This window comes from Ketobacter sp., from assembly GCF_003671495.1.
Classification (GTDB): Bacteria; Pseudomonadota; Gammaproteobacteria; order Pseudomonadales; family Ketobacteraceae; genus Ketobacter.
The window spans coordinates 302,607-311,039 of the sequence record NZ_RCHN01000046.1 but is presented as its reverse complement, the minus strand read 5'-3'; the positions used below and the strand labels follow the sequence as shown (position 1 = coordinate 311,039).

General features: G+C 51.1%; 6 protein-coding genes. 5 read left to right on the top strand and 1 reads right to left on the bottom strand.

Annotated elements, in window-relative coordinates:
* Positions 1 to 347: 347 nt before the first annotated feature.
* Positions 348 to 1,127, bottom strand: coding sequence for a PhzF family phenazine biosynthesis protein (locus tag D9N14_RS22665; protein WP_290584163.1), 780 nt, complete (start codon positions 1,125 to 1,127; stop codon positions 348 to 350).
* A gap of 181 nt (positions 1,128 to 1,308) precedes the next feature.
* On the opposite strand from D9N14_RS22665, the gene D9N14_RS22660 reads away from it, so the two are divergent.
* From D9N14_RS22660 to D9N14_RS22640, 5 genes are read left to right on the top strand one after another with little or no spacing between them, the layout of a single operon-like run.
* Complete coding sequence (locus D9N14_RS22660; protein ID WP_290584161.1) at positions 1,309 to 2,829, top strand: capsule assembly Wzi family protein; 1,521 nt, start codon at positions 1,309 to 1,311, stop codon at positions 2,827 to 2,829.
* 10 nt (positions 2,830 to 2,839) lie between these two features.
* Positions 2,840 to 5,317, top strand: a complete 2,478-nt coding sequence (locus D9N14_RS22655; RefSeq protein WP_290584159.1) for an SLBB domain-containing protein — start codon at positions 2,840 to 2,842, stop codon at positions 5,315 to 5,317.
* 32 nt (positions 5,318 to 5,349) lie between these two features.
* Complete coding sequence (locus tag D9N14_RS22650; protein WP_290584157.1) at positions 5,350 to 6,318, top strand: glycosyltransferase family 2 protein; 969 nt, start codon at positions 5,350 to 5,352, stop codon at positions 6,316 to 6,318.
* Positions 6,311 to 7,243 carry a hypothetical protein gene (locus tag D9N14_RS22645; RefSeq protein WP_290584155.1) on the top strand — a complete coding sequence of 311 codons (933 nt, stop codon included), beginning with the start codon at positions 6,311 to 6,313 and terminating at the stop codon, positions 7,241 to 7,243. Before D9N14_RS22650 ends, D9N14_RS22645 begins: the two co-directional genes overlap by 8 nt.
* Positions 7,227 to 8,360: a glycosyltransferase family 4 protein gene (locus D9N14_RS22640; RefSeq protein WP_290584153.1), complete on the top strand. Its 1,134-nt coding sequence runs from the start codon at positions 7,227 to 7,229 to the stop codon at positions 8,358 to 8,360. The genes D9N14_RS22645 and D9N14_RS22640 overlap by 17 nt, the downstream gene beginning before the upstream one ends.
* Positions 8,361 to 8,433 lie beyond the last annotated feature (73 nt).

Sequence of the window (8,433 nt, the reverse complement as noted above, 5' to 3'; positions counted from 1 at the left end):
TACGAGCAACGGATTCAGGATTGATCGCGCTCCAGGTGGGGCCATTTGCACTGATTACAGACGCTGCTTCGTCAGTAAAAGTGTTGTAGTTAGACATGGTCGATCCTCTACGTTTGGGAATTTCCGTTTGGAATGGGTTTATCGCAGTCGGTTACATCAACGCTTAACTATAGACAAGTGTCGGACAAGGACCGCACTGCAGATGGAGGCATTCTACGAAGGCGGTCGGCATAAATAAAATCAATAGATCGTATAGCCGGTATTTTTTGGCTGAATAAAGGCTGGAGCCCTCGCCGTACGCGGGCTCCAGTGCAGAGCGACACCCGCCGTGACCACAAAGTCACGACTTACACCCGAATCGTGCCCTCCAAATACAGGCAGGCCGAACCGGAAATCTTCACCCGATCGCCCTCCATCAAGCAGCCTACATCCCCGCCCCGAGGGGAGACCTGGCGCGCCGTCAGCTCCGTCTTATCCAGGCGCCGGGACCAATAAGGGGCCAGCTCCGTGTAGGCGGAACCGGTTACTGGATCTTCCGGAATGCCGCAGCGAGGCGCAAAAAACCGCACCACAAAATCCTGCTCGGTGCCCGGTGCCGTCACCGCCACACCGCGCAGATCCAACGCCTTGAGGGCTTCCATGTCTGGCTGCAGCGCCAGTACCTGAGCCTCGGATTCCAGCACCACCAGATAATCCTCAGAGGCCAGGCACTCCAGCGGCGCAACACCCAAACCTTTTAATAACGCGGCAGGGGGATCACAGGGCGTACCGGGCTGCGCCGGAAAATCCAGGGTCAGGCGCGCGCCCTGTCGCGACACACTCAACGGGCCGGACAAGCACTGAAAGGCGATGGCCGGTGCGGATTCCCCCATGCGTTCATACAGGATGAAGGCCGCCGCCAGGGTGGCATGACCACAGAGCCTGACCTCCACCGTGGGCGTGAACCAGCGGATGCGATAACCCGCCTCCTCTTTTACGAAGAACGCCGTTTCCGCCAGATTGTTCTCCGCAGCGATGGCCTGCAGGGTGACATCCGGCAGCCAGGACGACAGTGGTACCACGGCAGCGGGGTTGCCTTCGAACACGCGGGAGGCAAATGCATCCACCTGATACAGGGGCAATTCCATCTTCAAACTCCTTTTTGGGGGATAAAAAGAAACACTACTGCAAAGTCGCCGTGCGACCAACCCCGCAAAGCGGTCAACTTGCTGATGGACTTGTTAAAAATCACCCACTTACACCTTGCATCCCCCCATAGTGGATTGCAAAATAGCCCCTGACCAAACGGAGACAGGGACCATCTTTCACGTGCCAGGACACCCGCACATCAACATCCGACGCTTGGGGGCGACGGTCAGCTGCGCCCTGCTCGCCATGACGGGCAGCAACCTGTGCCAGGCGGGGCCCTGGATCACCCCCGGTGATGAAACCCTGCGCCACCATATTCAAGTGCTGTCGGATGCCCGCGTAATCCGCGTTCCCGTCACCACCTGGCCATTAATGTGGAGCGGCATCAAAAGCGACCTGGAATCCGCCGACACCCACCAGCTCAGCAACGGGCAACTGATGTCTCTCAGTTATGTGCGTTTTGCCCTGCGACGGGATACCAGCGACGATGTGCGACTGACCTTTACCGGCGGCCTGCGGCAAGACCCAAACCTGTTCACCAACTTTGCCGACAGCCAACGTGATCCACTGGAAACCACCTTATCTGCCGACTGGATGGGCAAGCACCTGGCCGGCCAGCTCAGCGTCTCCTATACCGATGATGTAAACGGAGACCCCGATGCCAAACTGGACGGCAGCTATTTGAGCGCCATCCTCGGCAACTGGGCCTTCACCGCCGGCGCCCAGGAACGCTGGTGGGGCCCGGGCTGGCAAAACAGCCTGATTCTGGGCACCAACGCCCGCCCCGCCCCCAGCATCGGCATCCAGCGCAACCATTCCTACGCCTTTGACTCCCCCTGGCTCAGCTGGATCGGCCCCTGGCATCTTGAAACTTTTATGGCACAGCTGGAAAATGACCGCTATGTGAGTGACGCCCTGCTGTGGGGGCTGCGCATCACCTTTCGCCCGTTTGACGCCCTTGAAGTGGGGCTGACCCGGACCGCCCAATGGGGTGGCGAGGGCAGACCGCAGGATTGGGGCACGTTTACGGATCTGCTATTGGGCAGAGATAACCGGGGCGACGACGATATCGACGAGAGCAACGAGCCCGGCAACCAACTGGGCGGTATTGATTGGCGCCTGAGCGGCACCGTGCTTGATGATGTGGGAGTGGGGTTTTATGGGCAGTGGATTGGGGATGATGAAACCAACTCCCAACCAACCGCCTTCGTGATGCTGATGGGCCTGGATGTAAGCGTGCTGGTGAATCAAACCCAACACCGAGCCTACCTGGAGTACAGCGACACCCTGGCCGAAGGCTTCAAACCGGATCACCCCGGCAAAAAGAACTACGCCTATGAGCACGGCATCTATCGGAACGGCTATCGTTACCGAAACCGAACCATAGGTAGCTCTGTGGACAACGACAGCCGTATACTAACCCTCGCACATGACATGTTCATACTCGATGATATGCAATTCGGGTGGTCGGCCTCTTACATCAAACTGAACATGGACGGCTCGGATGCTTCCCCTCCCGGGGGGCACACCCTTAGCAGAGACAACACTACGAAACTTTGGGATATAGGCGCTCACTACCGCCTTCTGCTTAACCCTTGGCAGCTGACAGTGGGCTTGAATTATCAAAGCGAAGAACTGACCTACGCGGGCGACACCCTGGATGGAACAAGCGCCTACTTTGCGTGGGAAGCCAGATGGTAATCGGAACAACATGAAACCAATCACAACCCAAATTCGATACGCCCTTAGCCTTTTGATACTGCTGATGCTATCCAGCTTCGCCCTGGGCTTCACCCCCACCGCCCAGCAAATCGAAATGTTCAAGAGCCTGTCACCGGAACAACAACGGGCATTAGCCAGCCAATACGGCGTCAACCTGAACGATTTGGGGCTGGGGAACACCACCGCACAGCCCGATCTGGGGCAGGGAACCAACCAGCAGAACGCCCGCCCCACCCTGCAAGATGTATCGATGTTCAACCGCAACGATAACGCGACTACCCCGGGCAACGAAGACAAGGCAAGCCAAAGCAGCGACAAAAAAGTCTCACTCAGCCAATTCGGATACGATCTTTTCAGCGGCACACCGGATGCCTTTACCCCGGTGAGCGATGTGCCCCCTCCCGACAGCTATGTACTGGGCCCCGGGGACAACCTGGTGATTCAACTGTACGGCAAAGAGAACAACAGCTATAACCTGGTGGTCAATCGCGACGGCCAGATTCAATTGCCCGAAATCGGCCCCATTACCCTGGCCGGACTCACCTTCAGCGACGCCCGGCAACTGCTGATGGACACCGTCGGCCAGCAAATGATCGGGGTGAAAGCCAGCGTCACCATGGGCTCACTGCGCTCCATCCGCATTTTTGTGTTGGGGGAGGCACTGCAGCCCGGCTCCTATACCGTGAGTTCACTCTCCACCATGACCAACGCGCTGTTTGCTTCCGGCGGCATCAGCAAAATAGGCTCACTGCGCAACATACAACTGAAACGGCAGGGCAAGCTGATCACCTCGCTGGACCTGTATGACCTGTTGCTACAGGGCGACACCAGCAACGACGCCCGCCTGCTACCCGGTGACGTCATATTCATTCCACCCATCGGTGCCACCGTAGGCGTAAGCGGCGAAGTGAAACGCCCCGCCATCTATGAACTGAAACGCGAAAGCAAAGCGATCGATGCCATCAAACTGGCGGGAGGCTTTACGCCAACCGCGTTCCCTGCCGCCTCGCGCATTGAACGCATCGACAGCAAAGGGGAACGCACCCTGGTGGACGCCAACCTGACCCAACCCCAGGGCAAAAACCTGGCGGTGAAAGATGCTGACATGATACGGGTCTTTTCTGTGCTGGAAACCATGGAAGATGTGGTCACATTGAAAGGCCACGTAGAGCGCCCGGGTGGGTTTGCCTGGCGCCCGGGTATGCGCGTAACCGATGTCATTCGCAGTGCCGAAGAGCTGCTGCCCTTTCCCGACTTGAACATCGCCCTGATCGAGCGGGAGATACAACCCACCCGCGAGAAAACCGTGGTCACCTTTAACCTGGGTGAGGCATTGAAAAAACCAAAAGGCCCCGAGGATGTTGAGCTCAAGACCCGCGACACCCTTTACGTATTCAATTTTGAGCAACCACGAACTGAGCAACTTGCAACGCTGGTAGAACGCCTGAAACTGCAAGCCAGCAAGAATCTTAGAAAGCAGACCATTGTGATATCCGGGCACGTGCGCTTTCCCGGTGAATATCCTCTTGGTTCCAATATGAGCGCGCAAGACGCCATGACCCTGGCCGGCGGCCTTACGGAAAATGCCTACGGGCTGAGAGGCGAGATCACCCGCATCACCTACAGCGAAAGCGAAGAGCAGCGCATCGACCACATCAGCGTTGACCTGGCCAACAGCTCGTTACAAAACATCAAGGAAGAGGACGAGCTGCATATTAAACGCTTACCTAACTGGCTGGATCAGGAAACCATCACCATTGAAGGTGAGGTCAAATTCCCCGGCAAGTTCAAGATCAAACGGGGCGAGACCCTGGCGGAAGTGATTGAGCGAGCCGGCGGCCTTAACGAGTGGGCCTATCCGGAAGGTGCGATCTTTTCACGAGAAGATCTGAGAGTACTGGAGGCAGAACGACTTAAAGAGCTGCGTAGCAAGTTGGAATCGGATATTGCTGCCGCCAACGTGGAACTGCAAACCGCAGAACAGAAAGTTGCCGTTGAAGACGCAGAGGAACTGCTGGAAAGCCTAAACGCCGTACGACCACTGGGCCGAATGGTTATAGATCTAAATTCTGTAATCGCGCGACAAGGCACGGCCATTCAACTTAAAGACGGTGACAAACTCGTCATACCGAGGAAAAAGCAAGCAGTAACCGTAGTCGGTGAAGTACAGTTCCCCACCTCACACATATTTGAGCCTAACCTGGATGCCAAACAGTACATCGAGCGGAGCGGTGGTACCACCCAAAAGGCAGATGACAATAGAATTTATGTTGTGAAAGCTAACGGGCGGGTATTTTTGCCGGAATCATCGGGCTGGTTTAGAACGGGCAAATACAGCATTGAAGCTGGCGACACCGTGGTTGTGCCCTTAGATGCAGATAGGATTAAACCGCTGACACTGTGGACTAGTGTGTCTCAGGTGTTCTATCAGATAGCATTAGGTGCTGCAGCGGTTGCTAGTTTTTAAACTTACCACAAAGCGACATCAGCATCACAAAAATGAATTTGACGACTAGAAAAATCTCAATCATTGTGCCCACTCTGAATCCAGGGAAAGAAAACTGGATACGATGGATTGACGCCATCAATTGTCAAACCGCCGAAATACATAGAGTGCTGGTTATCGACTCATCATCAGATGATGACACTGTGTCAATTTCTAAAGAGTTTGGACTCGACACCCATACAATCAAACGCCAGGAGTTCAACCACGGAAAAACACGACAACTAGGAGCTGAGCTGTGCCAAGATTCAGATATCCTTGTCTACCTCACGCAAGACTCTATACTTGCCTCCCCGGACTCAATTTCGGAAATAATCAAGCCATTTGAAGACAAACTTGTTGGTGCAGTTTGTGGTAGACAGCTACCACACGCGAACGCGAATATCTTAGCGAAGCACTCCAGACTCTACAATTATGGCCCCACACCAAAAACAAACAGCCTACAAAGCGAACATTTGAGTATCAAAACCGTATTCATGTCAAATTCGTTCGCGGCATATAGCAAGGACATTCTAAAGAAGATCGGTGGATTTCCTAGCAACACCATTGTATGTGAAGACATGTACGTCGCGGCTAAGATCTTGATGGCAAACTTCAAAGTTAGCTACTCGTCTTCTGCAACAACCTACCACTCCCACAATTACACAATTGCAGATGAGTTCAAAAGGTACTTCGACATCGGAGTATTCCACGCTAGAGAATCGTGGATAAGAGAAAGCTTTAGCAACGAAAGCAAAGCTGGTATTAGATACGCAGTATCGGAACTACAGTACGCATGGAAAAAAGAAAAGAGCTTCATCCTTCTCTCTGCTGTTTCCAGCCTTTCAAAGTACTTAGCATTCAAGTTAGGCCTCAATGAAAATGCGCTACCGACATCAATCAAAAGAATCTTAAGTATGCACAGCGAATTTTGGTCAGACCATCATGTTCACTCCGAACTAACACGGGAGAACCCTGGTGAATAACACCACCGCCCCGAAACAAACCGAGTCAATAGAAGTAGACTTAAAATCACTGTGGAAAGAGCTAAAAGCTTCGAAAGCCAGCGTATGCTTGATAACGATCTTCTCAGTGTCATTAGCTTTATTGATTTTCGCTTTCTCTGATGATCTGTACGAAGTTGAAACGAGCTTCCTGATAGTGAACGATTCCTCCACTTCAAATCTCAGCAATCTGGATACCGGATTTAGTGGAATTGCATCATTAGCTGGAGTGAATTTGAAAAAATCAGAGCAAGCCACTGCGGCACTCGCCCAAATGAAATCGAAAAAATTCATATCAAATTTTGTCTCAAAACACGACTTGGCAAAATTCCTAGTTGCTGGAAAATGGAACTCGAAAACTGAAAAAGTAGAAATTGATCCGGACATTTTTGATGAAAAAAACCAGACGTGGGTTAGATCAAACCATCCTGGACCAACCGCTGAACCAACAGAATGGGAACTGTATGAGGCGTTTAGCAGCATCATCAAAATTGATGAAGACAAATCCACTGGACTTTTCAAACTAACTCTACGCTGGATTTCATCTGATCAAGCGCTATCGTGGGCGAACCTTTTCATGATGGAAGCAGATACGCAAGCCAAGAACAACGCTCTCACACAAGCAAGAAAAACAATCGACTATTTAAAAGAGAAGGCGGATCGAACACCACAACTAAGCCATAGGAACGTATTTTACAAATTAATCGAAGAGCAACAAAAAATAGTAATGCTCGCTGACACACGGGACTATTTCATTTTTAACGTGGTTGATCCTGCAATGAAACCCATAAAACCAGTATCTCCAAACATAAAGAGGCTTCTTTCAGCATCCATACTCTTCGGGATACTTATGTCTTCTGGATATATATTTTTCAACACCTGGAGAAAGCATGAAGATACTCTTTGACGGCAGACCAATCCGCACCCCATTGTCAGGGGTAGCAAGGTATTGCGCAAATTTATCACATCATCTATCTCTTATCGCGAGACAAGAAAATCGCGCACAAATCGAAGTCTTTTGCCAAGATTGGAAATCAAGAAACACTGAGTTACAAACAATAATTGCTAACAACGACGCATCGTTTCGCTGTCAGGATCAAATCAACCCAAAGCTGGCAAATATACTCTTCGAGTTTTTCCCTTCGTACGCCAAACATTTTCACAACAAGAAATTTGACATAATACACGAAACTTATTTCGCAAACTTAGGCAAGAAAACCAAAGAGAAGAAAGTTGTAACGATCCATGACGTTATCCCTCTCGACTGCCCAGAGTATTTCAACCAAAAAAACTCCTTCTTTTCGAAGCGCAACTTCTATCGCCAAGTAAAAGAGGCCGATCACATCATATGCGTCTCAGAATACACCAAACTCAAGGTCATTGAGTACTCCGACTATCAGGGCCCTATATCGGTAATACCTTGTGGTGTTGAATCCCCCACCGCTCCAACATCAGAGAGCCAAGCAAAAACAAAAGATGAGAAGAGGACGATTGACATACTTTGTTTAGGCAACATCGAACCTAGAAAAAACATTGTTGCCCTCGCTTCCGCTGTGGCGATATTGAATAAAAAAAGCCCCGACTTTCGGCTTATAGTTGCAGGCTATGGTAATTACCGAGCAGCAGAAATAATTAGCGAGTCCAGAGAAATACTCGGCGACAATCTAAACTACTTGGGACCTATTTCAGACACAGAAAAATGGCGATTACTACGAAATGTCGATCTGTTCGTTTTCCCATCACTATATGAGGGGTTTGGGATACCGGTGATAGAATCATACAGAGCAAAATGTGCTCCAATTTTTTCGAACTGTTCATCACTTACTGAACTTGCAGTCGATGAACGGCAACTATTTGACCCAAGATCGCCTATAGATATCGCCCAAACAATAGATCGCTTCACGCACGATGCTGCTTTGAAAGCACAAACGATTGAAAAAGCTCAAGCGAATCTCCCTAAGTATTCTTGGCCCGAAATAGCGCAGAACGTGTACAATATATACCAAGCTTTAATCGACAATTAAGATGCTCGCCAGAAGACCATATAAATATCTATACGCCAAGTTAGCTCCTACCTGCATGCCGTTCGCAAAGAAT